This window comes from Pedobacter sp. V48, assembly GCF_000523515.1.
Classification (GTDB): domain Bacteria; phylum Bacteroidota; class Bacteroidia; order Sphingobacteriales; family Sphingobacteriaceae; genus Pedobacter.
Genome location: NZ_AWRU01000034.1, coordinates 434,779 through 456,563 on the forward strand (window position 1 = coordinate 434,779; position 21,785 = coordinate 456,563).

Here is a 21,785-nt window from a genome sequence, read left to right on the forward strand (position 1 = left end):
TGTTATGTTAAGAGAAGAACGGTTTGATCATATCATTAGTCTTTTAAAGCGTGATGGCAAAGTAGCTTACGATTTACTATCAGCCCAACTAAATGTTTCTGAAGATACCATCAGAAGAGATATTGAAACACTTCATAGTAACGGATTATTGACCAAGGTAAGAGGGGGCGCTATTTTACCTTCAAGAAACCCATTAAGTTTTCAGAATCGTACAGCGTATCTTACCGAAGGAAAAGATGTAATAGCCCTAAAGGCCCAGCAATTTATAAAAAAGGGGCAAACCGTGTTTATGGACGGGGGAACTACTATCTGTGCAATTGCTGCGCATTTGCCGCTAGATTCCAGCTTTAGAGTAGTTACTAATAATCAGGCGCTTATTCCAATACTGTCAAAGTTTAAAGAAATTGAAATAATTGTACTTGGTGGGGTTTATAACCGTAATACGGAAACCAATACCGGTGTTAAGACTTGCGAAGAGGTTAAGCATTATGTAGCAGACTTGTATCTTATGGGAACATGTGCTGTGCAAAGTAAATTCGGAATTACCGCCGCAATAAATGAAGATGGAGAAGTCAAACAGGCAATGCTAAATGCCTCAATAAAAAAGATTTCATTGAGTAACACGGAGAAATTGGATGGTGTGCATAGCTTTAAGGTATGCGATATGCAGCAAATAGATGTGCTGATTACTGATATCCCAAGTGACGATAGCAGATTGGATGCTTATCGCAATTTGGGAATAAAACTGGTTTAATCAAGAAGAAGGGTGGATGAACCCTAAACACCCACCCTGGTTCCTGCGCGTATCTCCCTCACTTTCCTAAAAGGCCCTCCCCGGACATATATGGTTATGCAAAAGCAAGACCAGTCGAGAAAAAGCGCTTTAAAGTATTAATACCCAGCTATCTCCAAAAGAGCCAGTGTATAATATGCATCAAAATGTAGAAAGAATATCCTGAATTGCGCCGGTGTGCATATGCTGCGAATGAATTTTGGTTAGAAATGCAATCGTTGGTCTTTGCTTGGTAGTTTAAAATAAGTATATTCAGCTAACCAAATACTAAGAGTTAATTTAAATATAACCTTTAAATAAAATTGAGGCTATTTAAGTTTTGTTACTTAGCGCACAAACAGACAAGCTCCAATGAAAGACCTTAAAAGCTTTGAATATATCTATATCCAGCATTGGGAGAAATTATATGCCTTCTGTTTTAAGATGACGGGTGACGAATATGTTTCACAAAACATAGTACAGGATATCTTTACCGACCTTTGGGACAGAAGAGATAAAGTCCATATTTTATCCATAGAACATTATTTATTTAGGGCCGCCAAAAACCAGGTATTAAAAGAATACAGAAAAAAGCGCTTTGATACCGTAGTTATTGAGGAAAAATTTGAGAACTACCTGGTCGAGAACACTTCTTCGCTGGAACCCGAATTGCTGGATAAACTTTATTCCTTATTGGAACATCTTCCTGAAAAAAGAAAAGAAATTCTGATTATGAATAAATTAGAGGAAATGGATATAGCGCAAATTGCAGCTAAACTAAACCTCTCTAAACAAACGGTAAAAAACCAGGTTTCTTCTGCATTAAAGCAGTTAAGACTCCACGCCGGAGAAACATCTTTGCTAATCTTTGCAATTGGAATGTGCCTTGTCACTCACCTCATGCTATAGTACACCTGGTCCACTCCTGTGGTCGAAATGACGGCAGTTTTAAGAAGATACTTTACAATTAACAATTATTTAACAAACTCGGATAGTACTTTTTTACCATCGCTGGTACTTATAGTTGATTTATAAGTATTATGACAAAAAAGAAGGTACACTATCTCAGGCATCTGACAGAGAAAAGCGAGAAAAATGAAATTTCTGAAGCAGAGAAAAATCTGTTAGAGGATTTTCTAAAAAAAGAATTTGACAATGCGGAATGGGATAGCACTAAAATGGGTTCCAAGGAAAATGTTTCTGCCGATATATTTAAGAACATAAAAGCCCACGGCACCGTAAAAAAATCTTTCGCAATCTATTATAAGTACGCAGCCGCTGCGTGTATTGTCTTGATGGTAGGCATTGGAATCTTTTTAAACTCTAAGGTTGATGTTAAAGATATTACCGTAACAACCAAATCTGCTACCGATTCTGTAAAGCTTAATGATGGTACGTTGGTTTACCTTGCTGCAAACTCGGTTTTTAAATACCCTGAACAATTTAATAGCAAAACCAGATCTGTTACCCTCCTAAAAGGGAATGCTTTTTTTAAAGTAACAAAAGATCCAAAGCATCCTTTCATCATTACCGCTGCTCACATTAAAACAAGAGTATTGGGAACCTCATTCCATATCAGTCTTGATAAAGGCAGGTCAAGCGTTACCGTAATCACAGGACATGTGCGCGTATCTTCAGATAAGCAGATTACCTATCTGGAGCCTAATGAAAGAGCGGTTTTTACTGCATCAGGACTCAAAAAGCAAAGAGTAAGCGATATGTCGCTTTACAGCTGGTATAAGAAGGATATAGATTTAAACAATGTAACCCTGCATAAAGTATTTACACTCCTTAATTTCAAATATGGGGTAAACTTTAAACCTGGAGACAAAGAAATACTAAACACAAGGATAACGCTATATATCAAAGGCGGTTTATCCCTTCAAAATATCCTGGATCAAATAAATTATGTTACACACCTAAAATTCAAACCATATGGAGATACAGTAACCGTAAGTCATTNAAAAAAAACCGCAGTTGCTGAGAACAACTACGGCTAACTATTAAGTATCAAATAAATTAATAMCTTAAATATGCATTATAAATATACTTTTTTTAACCTGAAAAAGATATGTTTTCTGGCTGCGGGTTTCCTGCTTATGCAACCTGCACAGTCAAAAACATTGGTTAACAGTTACTTCAATGAGAATACTAAGGCATCCAACGAGACCTTGGTAAACATCTTTTTACAATTGAGCAGGCAAACCAGCTATAAGTTTAGCTATAGTGAGGCGGTAATTGCCGATAAGAAGACATACCCGGTAACCTATTCCAAACCACTTAAAGAACTGCTTAAAGACCTGTCAGAGAAAGCCGATTTTAGCTATAGCATTCTTGAAAATCTGGTACTGATCAGTAAGAATAAAAAAGATAAAACACCTGCTAAAGTGTCTTCCGTTCAGCAAATCATAAAGGGTAAGGTGTTGGATGAAAACGACCTGCCGCTTATAGGTGCAACAGTCAGAGAAACAGATTCTAAAAATGCTGTTAGTACAGGGACCAAAGGGGAATTTGAAATCAGGTCTACCAAAGGAAAGACCTTAGAAGTATCTTTTATTGGATATAAGAGTAAACTCGTTGTAATTAATGCCGATGTACTTACCATTAAACTGGACCCCGATGCATCTAGTTTGGGTGAAGTTTTAGTTGTAGGCTATGGTAAACAAACAAAGAAGGATGTAACCGGTTCAGTTACCCAATTGGATGAGAAGAGCTTCAGACAAGGAGTTGTGGTATCTGCTGATAACTTATTACAGGGTAAAGTTGCCGGTGTAAGAGTAGTGAACAGCAGTGGTGAGCCGGGTGGCGGTGTGGATGTAACCATCCGTGGTGTAGGTTCTATCAGAAGCGGAAGCACACCGCTTTTTGTAGTAGATGGAGTACCTCTAACTAATGACGACGTGAGTCCGACCGGACAAAACGTAGGATTCGGATCATCGAAGGCAAAGAACCCGCTTAACTTTTTAAATACAAGTGATATTGAATCTATTTCTGTTTTAAAAGATGCTTCTGCGGCAGCAATTTATGGGGCCCGCGGATCCAACGGTGTTGTTATTGTAACCACCAAAAAAGGGAAAAAGGGAGAAGCTACCTTTACAGCCGATTCTTACCTTGGCCTTTCTACCGTAGCACATAAGCTTGATTTGCTTTCCGCTGATGAATATCGTAATGCAATTACCGAGAAGGCATTTGATCACGGGGGGAACACCGATTGGCAGGATGTCATTTACCGTCGTGCCCAAACCAGAAACAGCTCGTTATCGTTTTCAAAACAAACAAATTCCGGAAACTACTATGTGTCTGCTGCGCAGATGGATCAGGAAGGTATTGTTAAAAACAGTGATTTCAGACGTACATCTGGCAGGATCAACGCTTCCGAATCTTTTCTTGACAACCAACGTTTAAAAATCGGGGTAAATCTTACCGCAAGTGAAACAAAAGATGATGGCGTTCCAACCAGTGATGATGGAGGGTCTAATGGACAGCTGATCATCCAGACACTAATGTCTAATCCAACACGTCCGGTATTTGATGAAAATGGTAAATACACCAATTTCAATATGAATGCACATTACAACCCGGCTTATTTGCTTAGCGTTTATCGCGACAGAACACGTACGTTAAGGGTTCTCGGAAATATGGACCTTTCTTTCAGAATAGTAAAAGGCCTTGAATACAAATTTAACCTGGGCTTAGATCGTTCTGTAGCTGAAAGGAATACCACTATATTCCCTAACCTTACAGATATTAACCCAACAGGAAAATACGTACAATACAATTTAAACTCCAAAAGCACGCTTATGGAGCACTACCTGAACTATAACCTGTTAGAAGGCAAACACAAACTGGAAGTACTTGGCGGATTCTCGTATCAAAAGTTTGAGCGGGGCGGAAATAGCTTTAGCATTGATGGAATAGCTGCTGAAAGCTCAGGTGTTTTACCTGAAAATAACCCAGGCTTTGCAGGTAAACAAACAGGCGTATTCGGATTTGCACAGGAAAATGAATTGCAGTCTTTTTTCTCAAGGGTTAACTACTCGTATGCCAACAAATACCTGTTAACAGCGTCTGTACGTGCCGATGGTTCTACCCGTTTCGGAAAAAACAACAAATATGGTTACTTTCCTTCCTTTGCGCTTGGCTGGAACATGTCGCAGGAAGATTTCCTGAAAGATGTTTCTTTCCTTGATAACCTGAAATTAAGAGCCAGTTGGGGCCAAACCGGTAACCAGGAGGTTGAAAACAAAATCACCAAAGCCAGTTACGCACTATCTACAGGCGATGGATACTACCTTTATAATGATTTAGCTCTGGTAAATGGTATCTCTGTAACCAGAACACCAAACCCTGATTTAAAGTGGGAAGTGGTAACCCAATACAACGTGGGATTGGATTTTGAACTGTGGAAAGGCAAATTATATGGAACATTAGATTACTTCAAAAAAACCACAACTGATGCGATTCTTAATATCCCCTCACAGGTTTTAAGTCCAACCAATACGGTATGGGTAAATATTGATGGTAAAATTGTAAACAAAGGATTTGAGTTTATGCTTGGCTCCAAGCTGATCGATAATGGTAATTTCAGCTGGTCGATTGATGCCAACGGTGCTACACTCCAAAATAAAATCGAAAACCTACCCGTTTCAGAAATCCTTTCAGGAACCATATCAGGTCCCGGACAATCAGGCGTAGCAGCCAATATTTATAAAAGTGGTTATGCTGCGGGCTCATTTTATTTATTGGAACATATCGGATATGATGATAAAGGAGCTAACATCTTTAAGGACGTTAACAACGACGGGGTAATCAATAACAATGACCGTGTGATTATTCAGGGTGCAATTCCCAAATTTACTTATGGTTTTAACAGCCAGATGAATTACAAAAGCTTCGACTTCTCCTTTTCAATCATAGGGCAGTCGGGTGGTTATTTAGTAAATAATACAGGATTAAATGCATTAAACATTAATAACCTGGCTTCAGACAGAAACGTTTCCCGCCGTTATTTTAAATCTGGTGCCAATCCTGCAAATCCGCCTCAGCTTTCTACACTTTACTTAGAGAAATCAGATTTTTTAAGGCTTAATTCAGCACGTTTGGGCTATAATTTTAAGTTCAAYRWSSKGWSSTKRYTTARTRRWTWARKYWTKTMYGKTAMCNNAYAAAWKYNTAWWYNCAWTMASYMARKWCAGNTKGTTNNGAMCYNTWAAWTWAYAGYCCAAAAGCGAGTGGTGGAAACCAATCATTGGGTATAGATTATTCTAGTTATCCAACTGCAAAAACGTTTCTTTTTGGCGCAACTATAAAATTATAAAAATGAAAACAAACAAACTATTTAGAGCAAGAAATATCATATTTCTACTTGGAGCCTTGTTTCTTACCAACTGTACAAAATTAAACGAGGTTGTGCTTGATGAAGTATTAGGTGAAGATGCTTCCAACCCTGCGGGTGCTTTAGCGGCAGCTTACGACAGGTTGGGCGACGGAACCTTTGTAGATCATGGGGCGGTATTTTCATTACAGGAATATACTACAGATGAGGCCCTGCTGCCTACACGTGGAAGCGATTGGGGCGATGGGGGTAAGTGGCGTTCTATGCATGAGTTTACCTGGGCAGCAGACAACCCTATTGTAACAGATAACTGGAATATGCTTACCAACGGGATCACCAGGTCATTAACCGCTATAAAAGCAAACAGTACAGGCACTGGTGCGCAAAAAGACCTTTTTCTTGCCGAAGCTAAAGGCTTACTGGCCTACTATACCTATACCACACTTGATCTGTTTGGGCAAGCTCCTTACCGTGATCCGGCTAATGAAAATGCCCCGCTCGAAATTAGACAGGCGGCATCGGCAATAGACGGACTTATTACAGAGGTAGAGGGTTTAATCCCAAGTCTTGCCACGTTGGGAGAGCAATCTACTCATAACGGAAGGTTTACTAAAGAAGCAGCTTACGGATTATTGGCCAACATGTACCTTAACCGCGCAGTGTATAAAGATCGCTATGCGGCTTCCTTTAATTTTAATGAGAAGTCGGTAAACAGCAATGATACCGACATGGATAAGGTGATCTATTATACCTCATTATTGATCAACCCTGGTAAATTCCGTCTGGAAAGTAACTATTTCGACAACTTCGCTATCAAAAATTCAGGCGGTTCTGAACTTATCTTTGTGGTGGTACAAAAAATAGATTACATCAGAAATGGTTCTAATTCCTTTGCCTATGTTGGGGTAGAGCGTAACCAAAAACCGTCTCCTGCAAACAGAGGAACTAATGCAGCATGTATCAGTCCTGAATTTTATGCTACCTGGAATGGAAACCATGACGATCCTAGGTTTACCAGAAAATATCAGTATAGCGATGGAACCTGGTTTATGAACGATGCAGTAGGTAGTGTTCCCGCATCGGATATTGTCCCTAAAAGTAATAACCTACCATGGTTTCACTTCAATCGCGGTATCATGGTTGGGCCTCAGTATGGTCCTAAACTTAATGCTTCGGGTGGTTTTGAAATGACTGACAACGGAAGGATTAAAGTTTCTGAGCTTTATATGGAAAAAAGCACCGGTACACGCATGGACTTTACACCTGAGCTTAATTTTACTAATCCTACACAAGCTGTATTTGCTCAAAACCAGATCAACAGAGGAGCACGGGTATTTAAGTTCGAGTTTGACCCTGAAGAAGGAAATGGTAGCAGCAATGTTGACATTCCGTTGTTCCGTTTAGGGGTTATTTATACCATGAGGGCAGAAGCTTATTTCCGTAAAGGACAAACTGCCTTGGCATTAAACGACATCAACATTTTACGCACTTCAAGAAAAAGAGAATCGCTTTACGGAAATGCACCTGGTGTAGCGATAACATCGCTTGACGAGGCTGCCCTTTATAAAGAGATTGCTTTTGAAACGTATTGGGAAATGTTCAGAAGACCACAGATGATCCGTTTTGGAAAATATGAGCTTCCTTTTAGCGCCAAGCCAACAACTCAGCCTACCAGAAGGATATTTCCAATACCTCAATCAACGTTAGATGTAACCAAGGCATTTCATCAAAATCAGGGATATTGAGGTTATTCAGTATTACTACAATTTATGAGGGTTGTCAGGGCGTAAAGTTGCCCCTGACAACCCTTTTTTGTACAGTCTGGTTAAAGCTAGTTCGTCGCTTGTTTTAAGCTTGTTCGAGAAAAATGACTTTTTTACGAATGAGCTATTGGGAAGGAATGCAAAAAATCCGAATGATTGTGTTTACAGGATAAAAGGCCCGCCGGGTTCTCCCCATCCCCATTTGGGCATGGGTTCATCCGGATTTAGCGTCATTTCCATTTCTGAAGAATTCAGAACAGCAATCCTGGTTCCCCATTCAATGTAAGCTACAAATGCTGAGCGAAACTCAGGATCATCAGGTAAAGTAAGCTCGTCTGCGGTTTCTATAAGAAGTTGTACCCAACGTTTTCTATGGGTTTCAGTTAAGTGTTTACCCAGGTGTTTTTGAATCATTTTAAAATGCGAACCTTCCTGGGAACTGTACATTTTAGGACCACCAAAAACCTCTGCAATAAAATGTGCTACATGCAGCTGATGATCGGCAGACATATGTTTAAAAATAGGTTCAAGAGTGTCATCCAGCAGAACTTTTTTATAAAAAGAACTCATAAGTTTCTCAAAAACAGGCATGCCGCCCGCCCATTCATAAAGTGTTGGAATAGTCTTTTCCATTTGTTTCTATTTTTTGATGATCAACATAAAGATAGATGAATCTAGTTGTATTCAAATGGGAGTTGATCGCCAATTCTTTTGCCGCCCCAAAAGCCTTGTATAAAAAAGCTTCTGTAATCTACATAGCTGCCTTTGCTGTCTATGATGGCATCATCTAAAAACAGACGCATAATAGAACCGTCCTTACCCATCATTTTTGTGATTGTACCATTTTGATCATGGTCGTTAGCTTTCAGCGCATTCTCTTTATCAAAAACAATATATAGCCTGGTTTTGAATTTCAACTGGATAAAATTGCTGTCAACTGTATTGATATATTGCTCCATGTTTACCGGATTGGGAGCTAATTGTAGCGGCTGACTGTTGTTCTTTACTTCAAGAGTAATAAAGCCCTCTTGCCGCAAGTTGTTTTTATAGAGCGACCTTAAGTAGTGCATAAGGGAACCCTGGTACGCTTTTTTCCTGTTTTCAATCCAGGTGCTTTTCTCTTCCTCAGTGCCTGCTAAATTTTCGAATACAGATTCGCCATCGTAACTTGTAACTCCCGTTCCCTTGTTGTAACGAAAGTTTCTGAGCAGGTATTTTATGCGGTAGCCCAGGCTTTTGTTTTCAATAATCAGGAAATCATCTGAGGTAGCCTCCAGTATGGTCTTGATGGTCGAAAAATCAAGAATTTCGAGGTTTAGTATCTTGCATTTTTTTGCATTACCAGACTCACCCAGGAAATTCTTAAGAAATATTTTTATGTTTTCTTTGCGCTGAGAATCATTACCAATTACTACTTCACGCAGAACAGTTGCTTTTTCTTTAATATGAATAGTTAATGAGGCCGACTGGTCCTGAATAATTACATTTTGTTTTGTTGAAGCATAACCAATCATGCTCACAATGACCTTATAGGTGCCTGGTTTTATATTGGCGAATTTAAACTCGCCCTTTGCATTGGTTGCTGTACCTTTTTCAGAGCCATCAATAAACACAGTAGCACCTTGTATAATTTCTTCTTTGGCGTTAAACACAGTGCCCCTTATCGTAAAAGATTCCTGGGCTTTTAATGAACCGGTGCTAAGTAAAATAATAAAGATTAAGCGTATAATTTGTTTCATGATTAATTGGTTAATGTGAGTTTACCAACTGCTGCCAGCCCCGCCTCCTCCCGATGAGCCTCCGCTGCTGCTTGAAGAACTGCTACTGCTGCTGCTACTGGAAGAAGAAGACCAACTGCTGCTACCCGAAGAGGAGGATCCGCTTGAGGTTGCTACCTTTGGAATGATAAACTTTATCTTCTCTTCGTATTTGCAATATTCGCATAGATAATAACTATAGCCGAAGCCCTCACTCTCTGTGGTTGAAGCTTTATGGATAGCCCTTCGTTTATATAAAAAGGTATGGAAATGGCATTTTGAGCATTCCTGGGCTTTAGATTCAGGATTCTTGTAATCGAGTATCAGTTCTGTTTTACAAGACCTGCACACCCATACATCATAATCTATTGAGTCAATTTGCTCTTCTATAATGTTTCCTTTTAACAGGTATTGATCATCTTTTTCCTCATTTAGTACAATCATCTTATTGCTGCATTTTTCGCATATCATTGGGCTTGATCGCAAAGTATGCAGCAGTTCAGTGTAACTATTCCAGTAGGATCTTAAAAATGTTGTAGGGAATGCTTTTCTGATGTATTGGGATGGTAAATGGCTAGATTGCCATGCCAGATACTGTTCGTGTGGTGTTTTGTCCTTTAGGGTGGCAGTTAACCTCCTGCCTAAAAAATAGAAGTGCAAGTTCACATACGTCCATAAAAAGAAATAAAGTATTAGAATTGTTCTGATGTTATGCCATTCAAATGGCAGGTATATGTTTAATAAAATAACCAGGGTAACAGGTGCTATCCAAAGAAAATAGATCACAGGATTTTTTAGTCGCGGTATGCCTTTGTGTGCTGTTAACCGCTGACCAACCAGCGAAGAAAATACAATATAAATGGCAAGGATAATGAGCGAAAGGAAATCAAAAATGGGAGCTACCCTTTGTTTTACTGGCGCTGCGAGGGCTTGTGGGGTGATATCGTAAGGTTGTGAAATGCCAGGGTCAATAATAGCCGGTGGGGCCTCAACATCTGCAACTGAGATGCTGTCGGGTGCTTGGTATATTGCATTGTTTTCGCTGGTTATATGTTGAATAACCGCATCTACGCCTTTTTTTACTGCGCTGTCGTAGTCGTTCTGTTTGGCATAGGGAATCATGTAGTCTTGCTGGATTTTGTAACATGTTACATCAGGCAGTATACCCTCTAACCCATAACCTGTTTCAAATTCTATCCGGTGTTGGTCTTCAACTATAAATATAAGTAGGCCATTATTGGTTTTCTTGTCACCAATTTTCCATGAGTTGAATAACATTGTAGCAATTTCCTTGGGCACATTATCTCCAATACTCTTGACAAATACCACATCGATATGTGCTTTTCCCGACTGGTCTAATTCCCTGAGTTTTTCATTTAATGTATATACCGTTTCGTCTGCAAGTATTTTGTCCGGATTGCTTACATATGATTCGTTAAGTGTTTTAGGATCGGGGATGTTAAGAATTAATTTCTCTTTAGATTGTTTACACCCCATAAATATGAAGAGTAAAAGGATAAATGGCAGTAGCGTTGATGTTCTCATGAGCGTTTGTAGCGTTAAGTAAATATCTCTTTTTTTCTGTAAGTTTGAAATAGAAGTACGATGAATCATTTAAGGCCTTTGCTGGCTACATATGCATACAATATTACAGGATCCTACGAGGCCTCACTCGATATCGTACAAGATGCTTTTCTAAAATTCTTGCAGATAGATACCACTAATGTTATTGATGAGAAAGCTTATTTGGTGCGATCGGTAATTAATCTGGCTATTAATTACAAGAAGCAAAGTGAGCGGTTGCAGCATGAATATCCGGGAGTATGGCTGCCGGAACCTATTGACACCAATGAGGCGGATTCTGCCTTGAGTAAAAAAGAGGTGCTTTCTTATTCCTTAATGGTGCTTCTGGAAAAATTAACGCCTCGCCAAAGGGCAGTTTTTATTCTAAAGGAAGCTTTTGATTATAGCCATGATGAAATTGCTGAGGTATTGGAAATAACAATTGATAACTCGCGGCAGATTTTGAAGCGAGCAAAACAAAGCTTGCAGCAGGGGGAGAAGCCGGGTAAAAATGATGTGGAAACAGAATCGCTCTTAAAATATGTAAATGCAATAAAGAGGGGTGATGTTCAGGAGCTGGAATTGATGCTTAAGGCCGATATTTCTGTGATGTCGGATGGCGGAGGAAAAGTGCTGGCTGCTTTAAGGCCTGTTTTGGGTAGGGCTAATGTAATTAAGTTTTTAAAGGGGTTGCAAACGAAATTCTTTTCCAAACGAACCTTTAAATATGGATGGATCAATCATCAACCGGCAATGTTTCATTATGAAGACGGGGTGATGGTAAGCTGTCAGATATTTGTTTTTGAGCAAAATGAAATTGCTAATATCTTTTTTATCCGAAATCCAGATAAGCTGTCACGCTTTAGATATGCCGATTGTCTTTAAGAGAAAAAGATATTTTATGTTACGAATCAGTCAGAATGAAATCCCGGAAGGGTTATTTAAAGCAATGTGGCAGATAAAGGATTATCTACGCAGTTCAGGAATTGATCCACTATTAATTGATTTATTGGATGTGCGAGTTTCGCAGATTAATGGTTGCGCGTATTGTTTGGATATGCATTCGAAGGAAGCGGTACACAAAGGGGAAACATTACAGCGGCTTATCTCGCTGTCGGTTTGGAGAGAAACGGACTATTACACACCAAAAGAGAGGGCTGTATTGGCTTTCGCTGAAAGATTAACCAATCTTCAGGAAGAAAGAGAATCAGATGATCTGCATGATGAACTTAAAAAGCATTTTTCTAATGCTGAGATTGCAAATCTTTCATTGGCCGTTGCCCAAATAAATTCATGGAACAGGCTGGTAAAGTCTTTTGGAACAATAGCTGGGACATATGAAGTGAAGTAATATTTTTTTCATAGATTTATGCATTATGAATAAGTCTAACAGAAGAAAATTTATTGGAACTGCTGCAGTACTTGCAGTGGGGACAGCTGCAACCGCTATGCCGTTATCAAATATGAAAAAAAATTATCCGGTGGTACACCATGTGTTTTTCTGGTTGAAAAATCCAGATTCAAAAGAAGATCGTGATAAACTAGCCGCAGGCGTGAAAGCGCTTTCTAAAATCCCGACAGTAAAAGAATTACACGTGGGTATTGTAGCCAGTACTGAAAAACGTGATGTTATTGATAGCAGCTGGGGAGTATCTGAACTGATGTTCTTTAGTGATCTTGAAGGTCAGGCAACTTATCAAACACACCCAATACACCTGGAATTTATAAAAAACTACAGCCATTTATGGGAGAAAGTAGTTGTTTATGATGCAGTTGAGGCCTAAAATAGAATCGTTTTAAATATCATTTAGTAATTCGCTATTACATAAAGCATAAAGTAATTACTTAAGTTTGAAAGAAAAACCGTTATGAAATTTTATCACATTTTAAAGAGTGCACACTCAGGATGGCGTTATCTCGTCTTAATTTTATTGGTAGTGGCAATAGTAACTGCAATTGCAGGATGGCTTGGAAAAAAACCATATACAGAAGGAAATAGAAAATTGAATGTGTTTACTTTAATCTTTGTACATATCCAAATTTTATTTGGTTTGGTATTGTACTTTGTGAGCCCACTTGTTGAAGCAGGAATAAGATATTGGAAAATGGAACATATTGCAATGATGATTTTTGCTGCCATTTTAGTTACTGTAGGTAATGCACGATCGAAAAGAGTAGAGGATCCCTCGGGCAAACATCGCACTATTGCGCTATATTTTGGATTAGGATTAATCGTGATTATCGCATCAATTATACAGATGACTATGGCTGATCCTAGTCGTAGTTTTTTTGGAGTTTCATAAATTTCACAATTTAATTTTGTTTAGTAAGATTTATTTATATTTTTGTTGCACATGATTAACAATATACATACTTGGCAGTGGCGTGGTAATTCTGAAAAGAGTTTCGTCGTAACCTTGTGTACCTTATAGTTTATCAACCTAAACCAAACCACATTGTAAAACCCGACGTAACCACACGCCGGGTTTTTTTATGATCCGGCAATTTGAATAAATGAATTGAAAAAAATGTTATTATGAATAATTATACCATTAACACAGCTTATAAAAAGAGACTTGCAGATACCACTACTCCGGTAAGTATTTACCTGAGATTGAGAGATGTATTTCCAAATACAATTTTACTGGAAAGCTCCGACTACCATAGTCGTGAGAACTCTATGAGTTATGTGTGCGCTGAACCTGTTGCGGGTATTATACTGCAAGATGGTGTGCTTTCTTCTTACTTTCCAGATGGAAGGAAAGCGGAAAAAACGGAGTTTGTACTAACCGAAGAAATAGATGCTTTTAAGGCTGCTTTTACACCGGATGTAATTGATGGCAACAGACATATTTCTAGTGGTTTGTTTGGATATTTTACATGGAACGCTGTACAGCATTTTGAAGATATTACCTTCTCTTCTGAAACTCCGAAAGGCGAAGAGATCCCAACAATGCAGTACCATATTTACCGGTACATTATTGCTATTGATCATTTCCGTAATGAGATCACCTTGTTTAAAAACAGGTTTAATGGCGATGATAATGAGGACCTGGAAAAGATGGAATACATTATTCAGAACAAGAACTATCCTGAGTATAGTTTTAAAACGAATGGTGAAGAGCATTCTAACCTGACAAACGAAGATTTCATGAACATGGTTGATAAACTTAAGAAGCACATATTGCGTGGAGATGTTTTTCAAATTGTTCCTTCAAGAGCTTATAACCAGGGTTTTTTAGGAGATGAGTTTAATGTTTACAGATGCTTAAGATCAATAAATCCATCGCCGTATTTATTTTATTTTGATTACGGAAGCTTTAAGCTTTTCGGGTCATCACCTGAAGCTCAAATTACCATAAAGAATAATGTAGCTAATATTTTTCCTATTGCCGGTACGTTTAAACGTACAGGAAATGACATAGAGGATGCGGAACAAGCAAAAAAGCTGGAAGAGGATCCTAAAGAAAGTGCTGAGCATGTAATGCTGGTAGATTTGGCCAGGAATGACCTTAGCAGGCATTGCAGTGGTGTTCAGGTAAAATCTTTTAAAGAAGTTCAATACTATTCTCACCTGATTCACCTGGTTTCTAAAGTGAGTGGCAACCTGCAGGAAAATGTATCTGCATTTAAGGTTGTTGCCGACACTTATCCGGCAGGAACATTAAGTGGGGCACCTAAATACAGGGCTATGCAATTGATTGATGAGAATGAAGGGCTTGGAAGGAACTTTTATGCCGGGGCACTTGGTTACATGGGCTTTAACGATGAGTTTAATCACTGCATCATGATCAGGACATTTATGAGTAAAAACAACCAGCTTCATTACAGAGCAGGTGCCGGTATTGTTGCCGACTCTATTCCTGAAAATGAACTGAATGAAGTAAATAATAAAATTGCTGCTTTGCGCAGGGCAATAGAAATGGCTGCGCAAATTTAAGATGGAGAATAATAAGATCATGCAAAAGAAAGTTTTGGTTATAGATAATTACGATTCGTTTACTTATAACCTGGTGCATTTAGTAAATGAATTGGGCAGGGATGTTGAGGTGTGGAGGAATGATAAATTTGAACTTGCCGATGTTGAGCAGTACGATAAGATTTTGCTTTCGCCGGGACCAGGGATACCTGAAGAGGCGGGTTTACTAATTGATGTAATCAAAGCCTATGCGCCTACCAAGAGTATTCTTGGTGTTTGCCTGGGTCAGCAAGCTATTGCTGAAGCATTTGGAGGAAGTTTGTTAAATTTAGGCAGGCCTATGCATGGAATTGCTACACCGATTACCGTGTTGGATAAGAGTGAACTTTTATTTAAAGATTGCCCCGATGTAATTAAAGTAGGTCGCTATCACTCATGGGTGGTTAGTAATAAAGGGCTACCTGATTGCTTTGTGGTTACAGCAACTGATGAAACAGATGAGATTATGGCATTGAGCCATAAAACGCTTGATGTTCGTGGTGTACAATTCCATCCGGAAAGTGTGCTTACTGAGTATGGAAAACAAATGATGCAGAACTGGTTAGAAAGTTAATATGAATATTTTAGATAAAATTGTACTGAGAAAGAAGGAAGAAGTGGCTTTGGCTAAGCAACATGTTTCTGTTAAACAGCTGGAAGCTGCACAGCACTTTAATCGCAATCCATATTCTTTTAAGGAGTTTTTATTAGCAGATGACCGAACTGGTATTATTGCTGAGTTTAAGCGCCAGTCTCCATCTAAGGGTGTTATTAATGACAAAGTTACAGTTGCTGATGTCACTACGGCTTATGCTTCGGCAGGAGCTTCGGCATTGTCGGTACTAACAGACACAGACTTCTTTGGAGGTCATCAACGAGATTTGCTGGAAGCGAGGGCTGCGAACAAAGTTCCTATTCTGAGAAAGGATTTTATGATTGATGAATATCAGATCCTTGAGGCAAAAGCCTGGGGTGCTGATATCATTTTATTAATTGCTGCGATCCTTACTCCGCAGGAAATTGCAACGCTAGCGGGCACAGCGAAGGGTTTGGGGCTTAATGTGCTGTTGGAAGTGCATAACCAGGAAGAGCTTGAAAGGAGCATATGCAAGGATCTGGATGCCATAGGCGTTAACAACCGAAACCTTGCTGATTTTACAGTAAACATTCAGACTTCGTTTGATCTTGCAGATCAGATTCCTGCTGATTTTATGAAGATATCTGAAAGTGCCATCAGCGATACTCCTACAATTAAATTATTAAAACAAGCCGGGTTTAATGGCTTTTTGATTGGCGAAAACTTCATGAAAACTGAAGATCCGGGACTTGCAATCAGAGAGTTTGTCAGTGAATTGATCTCGGTATAACTTTTGTATCTTTGTACTTTACATGGGAAAACAGAAATATTACGACACGGCACTTAAGCCGGAACGGGCGGTACTTGTAGGAGTAATCAGGCCTGGTGAAAAGCCGGAGGAAACCAGGGAATACCTGGATGAGCTTGCTTTTCTGGTAGATACGGCGGGTGGTGTTGTGGAACATGAATTTACGCAGAAGATGCTTAAACCTGACCGTGGAACTTTTGTAGGGACAGGGAAACTTGAAGAAATACAGGCTTACGTAAAGTCTGAAGAGATAGATATGGTTGTTTTTGATGATGAGCTTTCACCATCACAACTAAGAAATATTGAACGGGAATTACAGGTTAAAATATTGGACAGGAGTAACCTGATCCTTGATATTTTTGCCAGCAGAGCACAAACTGCACAGGCTAAGACTCAGGTTGAACTGGCACAGTTGCAATACTTATTACCGCGACTTACCCGCTTATGGACTCACTTAGAGCGTCAAAAGGGTGGTATTGGTATGAGAGGTCCGGGTGAGACCCAGATTGAGAGTGATAGAAGGATGATCCTTGAAAAGATTGCCCTTTTAAAAAGCAGGCTGAGCCAGATTGATAGACAAAACGAAACACAAAGAAAGAACCGCGGACAACTCATAAGGGTTGCTCTTGTTGGGTATACCAACGTAGGGAAATCAACGATTATGAATATGCTTTCTAAATCTGAAGTGTTTGCCGAAAACAAACTATTTGCCACATTGGATACTACGGTGAGAAAGGTGGTTATTGAGAATTTGCCGTTTTTACTATCAGATACAGTAGGGTTCATCAGAAAGTTACCCCACCATTTAGTAGAATGTTTTAAATCGACATTGGATGAGGTACGCGAAGCAGATGTACTGATCCACGTTGTGGATGTATCGCATGCTAACTTTGAAGATCAGATCAATGTAGTGAATGAGACCTTAAAAGATCTTGGCGCAAGGGATAAAGAGACCATCATGGTATTCAATAAAATGGATGCTTATGTGAGTCCTGAGCCTGATCATGAAGATGAAGAAAGAGCTGTGCTTACGCTTGATGATTTTAAGCGTAGCTGGATGGCAAATCATAATGCCCCTTCTATATTTATATCTGCCCTGCACAAAGAGAATTTGGAGGAATTTAAACAATTATTATACGATAAAGTTGTTGCTTTGCATACCGAGCGCTATCCTTATGATAAGCTGTTATATTAATTAATGCCGTTAAAGAAGAAAGAGAAAAATTATGGAAAGTAAACGTCAACAGAAATTTGCCGGGGTGATACAAGAGGAATTAGCTGCTATTTTTCAGCGCGAAGGCTCTGCATATTTACCCAATACACTGGTTACTATCACTAAGGTTCGCGTTTCTCCGGATTTGGCGGTAGCAAAGGTTTATTTGAGCTTTTTAAATACAAACAATACAACCTTATCTGTTGCTGAGGTGAATTCACATTCAAGTGAGATCAGGTATAAACTGGGTGCACGTATTCGTCACCAGGCTCGCGTAATCCCTACGCTTACCTTCTTTTTAGACGATACGAATGAGTACGTAGAGCATATGGATAAGCTATTCGATAAAATATCCAGAGACCGTAAGGAGACGGATGAGCAAGCCGATTGATCTTCTAGCTGCCTTAAATAGGAGTGATATCATAATTGGTAAAGTAGTCGATTTTGATCCTGCTCATGACTTGCTGTATCCTCTGGATCTTACAGTCGAAAATAAAGAACTCACAAGCGATATTTTAGATGATACCGACCTTTTTACTAGTTGGGTTGATAAAAAATTGTGTTTAAATAACTGTAGATATGGCATTGGCGGCTATAACGAACACAGGTCTATCTATGCGCGCAGTGCTCATTTTGATACAGCCGAAGAACCCAGAAGGCTGCATTTAGGCGCAGATATATGGGGGCCTGCGGGAACACCTGTTTACAATTTTCATGATGCAGTGGTCCATAGCTTTAAATTCAACAATAACTTTGGTGACTATGGAGGAACCATTATTCTGAAATATGTTTTGGGAGATGCGGTAATTCATGCCTTATATGGACATTTGAGTCTGGAATCTTTACAGGGGCTGGAAGAGGGAATGTTTATTCCTGCCGGGACGCGATTTGCTGCTTTTGGTAAAAAGGAAGAAAATGGTTACTGGCCTCCGCATTTACACTTTCAACTGATATATAATATGCAGGCTTTAAAAGGTGATTATCCGGGTGTATGCCAATACACTAAAAGAGATATTTATCTAAAGAATTGCCCCGATCCTGCAGTAATTTTAAAACACACATTTTAATCGGCTTTACTTTAAAATACGTAAATTGGTATATGTCAAAGATTCTTTTAGCATTATTTCTTTTGCTGGGGTTAAATGTTAAAGCCCAGCCAACTTTAAAAGGTGGGCTGGAGTCTTTCGTGATGAACAATAAGGTTTATCCCCGGTATTCACTACAAAATTGCATTGATGGAAGTGTTACCATAAGCTTTAAATTGAATAAAGCGGGAGAGGTCTATTTCTCTAAGATTCAAAAAGGCATTGGAACAGATCTTGATGACGAGGCACTAAGGTTGATCAGACTAAGCAGCGGTAAGTGGATAGTTCCTGCTGATCACGATACTACGATATCTGTTGTGGTACCCATAAACTTTAAACTGTCTGGAGATGATTGCCAGAATAAAAGCCAGAAAGATATAAAACAGGCTATAGAAACCTATAAATCCAATGTAGGTATGACAGATGCAGTGCTTAATTTTTACAGGCATAAGGCAACAGGTAAATTTACTGCTGATGAGCAGCGAAGGATTGAAGCGTTGAAAGCAAGCCTTGGTTATGATGAAGAGTATATGAAAATGAGGATAAATGATGGTTTGAAGAAACTGAAACAGAAGGATAGGCAAGGCGCGTGTGAGGATTTTATGTTTGTGAAGAACATGGGGTATGATTTGGCGGACGAGCAGATCGCTAAATACTGCAATTAGACAATAACGCTAACGGCCGCAGGTACTATGTTGGCTTCAATTCTGCTTACCTTGCCCATATATTCACCATCAACCTGAAAATGCGCTTTATGTTTTGTTTTTATGTTGAGACTAGTGGTTTGAAAGGATTCAATATTCTTCGGGTTTAAAGCCATATTGGTAAACCTTAGTTTTAAAATCTCCATCACGGAATATTCTTTTACCAGAATTACTTCAAAGAAATCATCGTCCAGTTTGCCATCAGGATTAATTTTAACGCCTGTGCCATACATGGTGGCATTTGCTATAACCACCATAGCTGCTTCTGAACGGATGGTTTTATCTTTTACCTTAATCAGTACCTCCATTTTATGATGACTCCATAGCGCTTTCCATGCGGCTTTAGTGTATCCCCACATTCCACGCTGCGGCAGGTCATTAAATTTTTTAACGAGATAGGCATTAAAACCTATATCGGCAAGGTGAATGCATAGCTCACCGTTTACCATTATGACATGTATTTTTTTGGGCTGCCCGTTCAGTATCATATCCAATGATTCCTTAATGGTTGTGGGAATGCCTAATTCCTTGGCCATGCCGTTTGCAGATCCGGCAGGTATAATACCCATGGGGGTATCTGTTTGGAGCAAACATTCGGCAATCAATTTCACCGTTCCATCGCCGCCAACGGCTATCACGCGGTCTGCATTTGCACAGGCTATTATTTCCTTAAGTTTTTCGAAAGAACAGTTTAATGGCAGCTCATAAATCTCCGCAGTATGAGGGAGCGATTCAAAATATGCGCTTATGGCATCGGCAAAATTGATCTCACCATTTCCAGATCCCGGATTCACGATAAACAGCAATTTCAATTGGTCGGATTTTTCTCCCATTACATTTTCTTTAATATCACAAACAACTTTAGAATTACTCTGTTTTAATTATTGATGAATAAATCTGTAAGTGTTAAGGTATACCATGGATACGGACACACGCATAACCTTGTGGTATACGGTCATGTGTTTAAATTTAGGGCCAAAACAATGCAGGGTTTTAGCAATAATTTATTCGTCAACATTATCCATTTGCTAAAGTTATTTGTACTAAAGCCATACCCTCATGTACAGGTAAGGCTCACTTTTAATGGGCAGGAGGTATACCGCAAAACTGAATACGATGGCTTTTTTAAGTTTGAGTGGTCGGCCAATGAAAACGTGAATGCGGGATGGCATGGGGTAAAGATTGAGGCTTTAGATAAGGATGGAAAAATACTGGCGATAGGGCTAGGTCAGGTGTTTGTACCTCACATTACTCAGTTTGCTTTTATTTCTGATATTGATGATACGGTGATGGTTTCGCATTCGGCAACTATCAGAAGAAGACTTAGAGAGCTTTTTATTAAAAACCCAAGAACCCGGAAAACGTTTAAAGGTACATACACGCATTACACTGCCCTGGCAATTTCACATACCACGGCAGATCAGCCTAATCCCTTTTTCTATGTATCCAGCAGTGAGTGGAATTTATATGATTATCTGGTAGAGATTTTCAGCTATAATAAGTTACCGGATGGTGCCTTTTTATTGAATCAGATTAAGCAGTGGAGGGATCTTATTAAAACGGGTAAAACCGGTCACGAAGGGAAATTGATGAGAGTGATGAGAATTTTAGATGCTTTTCCAAATCAAAAGTTTGTCTTTTTTGGAGACAATACACAGAAGGACCCGGAAATATATACTGCTATTGCAGAGAAATACCCTAAAAACATTGCGGCTGTTTACATCAGAAATATCCGTAAGGATATGGAAGAGCCAACCCGGGCATTATTGAAAAGAATAGAGGCACAAAACATCCGTACCTGTTTGTTTGAAAACAGTGTAGATGCAATTGAACATTCTAAAAAGATAGGGCTGATTGCAGATTAGCTTATCGATTTTCCAAATGGAGAAAAGGCCAGATTCATTAATTTAAAATGTTGTCGGCCAAATGGAATACCTATAATGGTAATGCAGAACAAGATACCAAAGAAAAGATGGGTAAGGGCAATCCAGAAGCCCCCAAATATTAACCAGATGATATTCATAACGGTCGATAAGCAGCCAGTATTGGAAGAGGTATCGGTTATTTTAACGCCAAAAGGAGCAAGGCCAACAAAGGCAAACTTGAAGCACTGTATTCCGAATGGGATTCCCACAATAGTAAGGCATAGGACAAGACCACCGATTATGTATTCAAAGAAAATAAATATTCCACCAAAAATGATCCAGATGATATTGCCTATTAAGTTCATGTTACGCTTTTTATTAGGAT

General features: G+C 39.1%; 21 protein-coding genes and 1 pseudogene. 17 read left to right on the forward strand and 5 right to left on the reverse strand.

Annotated features, from left to right (window positions below):
• Positions 1 to 4 precede the first annotated feature (4 nt).
• The 5 genes and pseudogenes from N824_RS27360 (at position 5) to N824_RS27380 (ending at position 7,852) form a co-directional block, all read left to right on the forward strand.
• Positions 5 to 754 (forward strand): DeoR/GlpR family DNA-binding transcription regulator, encoded by a 750-nt coding sequence (locus N824_RS27360; RefSeq protein WP_048908256.1) that lies wholly within the window; start codon positions 5 to 7, stop codon positions 752 to 754.
• Positions 755 to 1,144: 390 nt separating this feature from the next.
• Complete coding sequence (locus tag N824_RS27365; protein ID WP_048908257.1) at positions 1,145 to 1,681, forward strand: sigma-70 family RNA polymerase sigma factor; 537 nt, start codon at positions 1,145 to 1,147, stop codon at positions 1,679 to 1,681.
• Positions 1,682 to 1,812: 131 nt separating this feature from the next.
• Positions 1,813 to 2,772 (forward strand): FecR family protein, encoded by a 960-nt coding sequence (locus tag N824_RS27370; protein ID WP_048908258.1) that lies wholly within the window; start codon positions 1,813 to 1,815, stop codon positions 2,770 to 2,772.
• Positions 2,773 to 2,805: 33 nt separating this feature from the next.
• A pseudogene (locus N824_RS27375) lies at positions 2,806 to 6,030 on the forward strand (SusC/RagA family TonB-linked outer membrane protein).
• A 61-nt stretch (positions 6,031 to 6,091) separates the two neighbouring features.
• Positions 6,092 to 7,852 (forward strand): RagB/SusD family nutrient uptake outer membrane protein, encoded by a 1,761-nt coding sequence (locus tag N824_RS27380; RefSeq protein ID WP_048908259.1) that lies wholly within the window; start codon positions 6,092 to 6,094, stop codon positions 7,850 to 7,852.
• A gap of 180 nt (positions 7,853 to 8,032) precedes the next feature.
• On the opposite strand, the gene N824_RS27385 is transcribed toward N824_RS27380, so the two are convergent.
• From N824_RS27385 to N824_RS27395, 3 genes are read right to left on the reverse strand one after another with little or no spacing between them, the layout of a single operon-like run.
• Positions 8,033 to 8,503 carry a group II truncated hemoglobin gene (locus tag N824_RS27385; RefSeq protein WP_048908260.1) on the reverse strand — a complete coding sequence of 157 codons (471 nt, stop codon included), beginning with the start codon at positions 8,501 to 8,503 and terminating at the stop codon, positions 8,033 to 8,035.
• Positions 8,504 to 8,544: 41 nt separating this feature from the next.
• Positions 8,545 to 9,609: a carboxypeptidase-like regulatory domain-containing protein gene (locus N824_RS27390; RefSeq protein WP_048908261.1), complete on the reverse strand. Its 1,065-nt coding sequence runs from the start codon at positions 9,607 to 9,609 to the stop codon at positions 8,545 to 8,547.
• 21 nt (positions 9,610 to 9,630) lie between these two features.
• Complete coding sequence (locus N824_RS27395) at positions 9,631 to 11,172, reverse strand: YgcG family protein (protein WP_161662373.1); 1,542 nt, start codon at positions 11,170 to 11,172, stop codon at positions 9,631 to 9,633.
• Between the two features lie 60 nt (positions 11,173 to 11,232).
• On the opposite strand from N824_RS27395, the gene N824_RS27400 reads away from it, so the two are divergent.
• From N824_RS27400 to N824_RS27450, 11 genes are all read left to right on the forward strand, one after another.
• Positions 11,233 to 12,075, forward strand: a complete 843-nt coding sequence (locus N824_RS27400; RefSeq protein ID WP_048908263.1) for a sigma-70 family RNA polymerase sigma factor — start codon at positions 11,233 to 11,235, stop codon at positions 12,073 to 12,075.
• A gap of 16 nt (positions 12,076 to 12,091) precedes the next feature.
• Positions 12,092 to 12,541, forward strand: coding sequence for a carboxymuconolactone decarboxylase family protein (locus N824_RS27405; RefSeq protein ID WP_048908383.1), 450 nt, complete (start codon positions 12,092 to 12,094; stop codon positions 12,539 to 12,541).
• A gap of 25 nt (positions 12,542 to 12,566) precedes the next feature.
• Complete coding sequence (locus tag N824_RS27410) at positions 12,567 to 12,974, forward strand: Dabb family protein (RefSeq protein ID WP_048908264.1); 408 nt, start codon at positions 12,567 to 12,569, stop codon at positions 12,972 to 12,974.
• An 84-nt stretch (positions 12,975 to 13,058) separates the two neighbouring features.
• Positions 13,059 to 13,493: a hypothetical protein gene (locus tag N824_RS27415; protein ID WP_048908265.1), complete on the forward strand. Its 435-nt coding sequence runs from the start codon at positions 13,059 to 13,061 to the stop codon at positions 13,491 to 13,493.
• Positions 13,494 to 13,726: 233 nt separating this feature from the next.
• Positions 13,727 to 15,130, forward strand: coding sequence for an anthranilate synthase component I family protein (locus tag N824_RS27420; RefSeq protein ID WP_048908266.1), 1,404 nt, complete (start codon positions 13,727 to 13,729; stop codon positions 15,128 to 15,130).
• A gap of 19 nt (positions 15,131 to 15,149) precedes the next feature.
• Complete coding sequence (locus tag N824_RS27425) at positions 15,150 to 15,722, forward strand: aminodeoxychorismate/anthranilate synthase component II (RefSeq protein ID WP_048908384.1); 573 nt, start codon at positions 15,150 to 15,152, stop codon at positions 15,720 to 15,722.
• Position 15,723: 1 nt separating this feature from the next.
• Positions 15,724 to 16,515: an indole-3-glycerol phosphate synthase TrpC gene (gene trpC / locus N824_RS27430; RefSeq protein ID WP_048908267.1), complete on the forward strand. Its 792-nt coding sequence runs from the start codon at positions 15,724 to 15,726 to the stop codon at positions 16,513 to 16,515.
• A gap of 22 nt (positions 16,516 to 16,537) precedes the next feature.
• A complete protein-coding gene (gene hflX / locus N824_RS27435; protein ID WP_048908268.1) occupies positions 16,538 to 17,728 on the forward strand; it encodes a GTPase HflX in 1,191 nt (396 codons plus the stop codon).
• 31 nt (positions 17,729 to 17,759) lie between these two features.
• On the forward strand, positions 17,760 to 18,137 hold the full coding sequence (gene rbfA / locus N824_RS27440; protein ID WP_048908269.1) for a 30S ribosome-binding factor RbfA: 378 nt from the start codon (positions 17,760 to 17,762) through the stop codon (positions 18,135 to 18,137).
• The gene (locus N824_RS27445; RefSeq protein ID WP_048908270.1) at positions 18,121 to 18,813 is read left to right on the forward strand and encodes a peptidoglycan DD-metalloendopeptidase family protein; all 693 of its coding nucleotides are present in this window, start codon (positions 18,121 to 18,123) and stop codon (positions 18,811 to 18,813) included. Before rbfA ends, N824_RS27445 begins: the two co-directional genes overlap by 17 nt.
• A 32-nt stretch (positions 18,814 to 18,845) precedes the next feature.
• On the forward strand, positions 18,846 to 19,496 hold the full coding sequence (locus tag N824_RS27450) for a TonB family protein (RefSeq protein ID WP_048908271.1): 651 nt from the start codon (positions 18,846 to 18,848) through the stop codon (positions 19,494 to 19,496).
• Here the strand turns inward: N824_RS27450 and N824_RS27455 are convergent.
• Positions 19,493 to 20,368: a diacylglycerol kinase family protein gene (locus N824_RS27455; protein ID WP_048908272.1), complete on the reverse strand. Its 876-nt coding sequence runs from the start codon at positions 20,366 to 20,368 to the stop codon at positions 19,493 to 19,495. The two genes, N824_RS27450 and N824_RS27455, sit on opposite strands and share 4 nt — an antisense overlap.
• Positions 20,369 to 20,422: 54 nt before the next feature.
• On the opposite strand from N824_RS27455, the gene N824_RS27460 reads away from it, so the two are divergent.
• Complete coding sequence (locus tag N824_RS27460) at positions 20,423 to 21,400, forward strand: App1 family protein (protein ID WP_048908273.1); 978 nt, start codon at positions 20,423 to 20,425, stop codon at positions 21,398 to 21,400.
• Here N824_RS27460 and N824_RS27465 read toward each other — a convergent pair.
• On the reverse strand, positions 21,397 to 21,765 hold the full coding sequence (locus N824_RS27465) for a YccF domain-containing protein (protein ID WP_048908274.1): 369 nt from the start codon (positions 21,763 to 21,765) through the stop codon (positions 21,397 to 21,399). The two genes, N824_RS27460 and N824_RS27465, sit on opposite strands and share 4 nt — an antisense overlap.
• Positions 21,766 to 21,785: the final 20 nt, after the last annotated feature.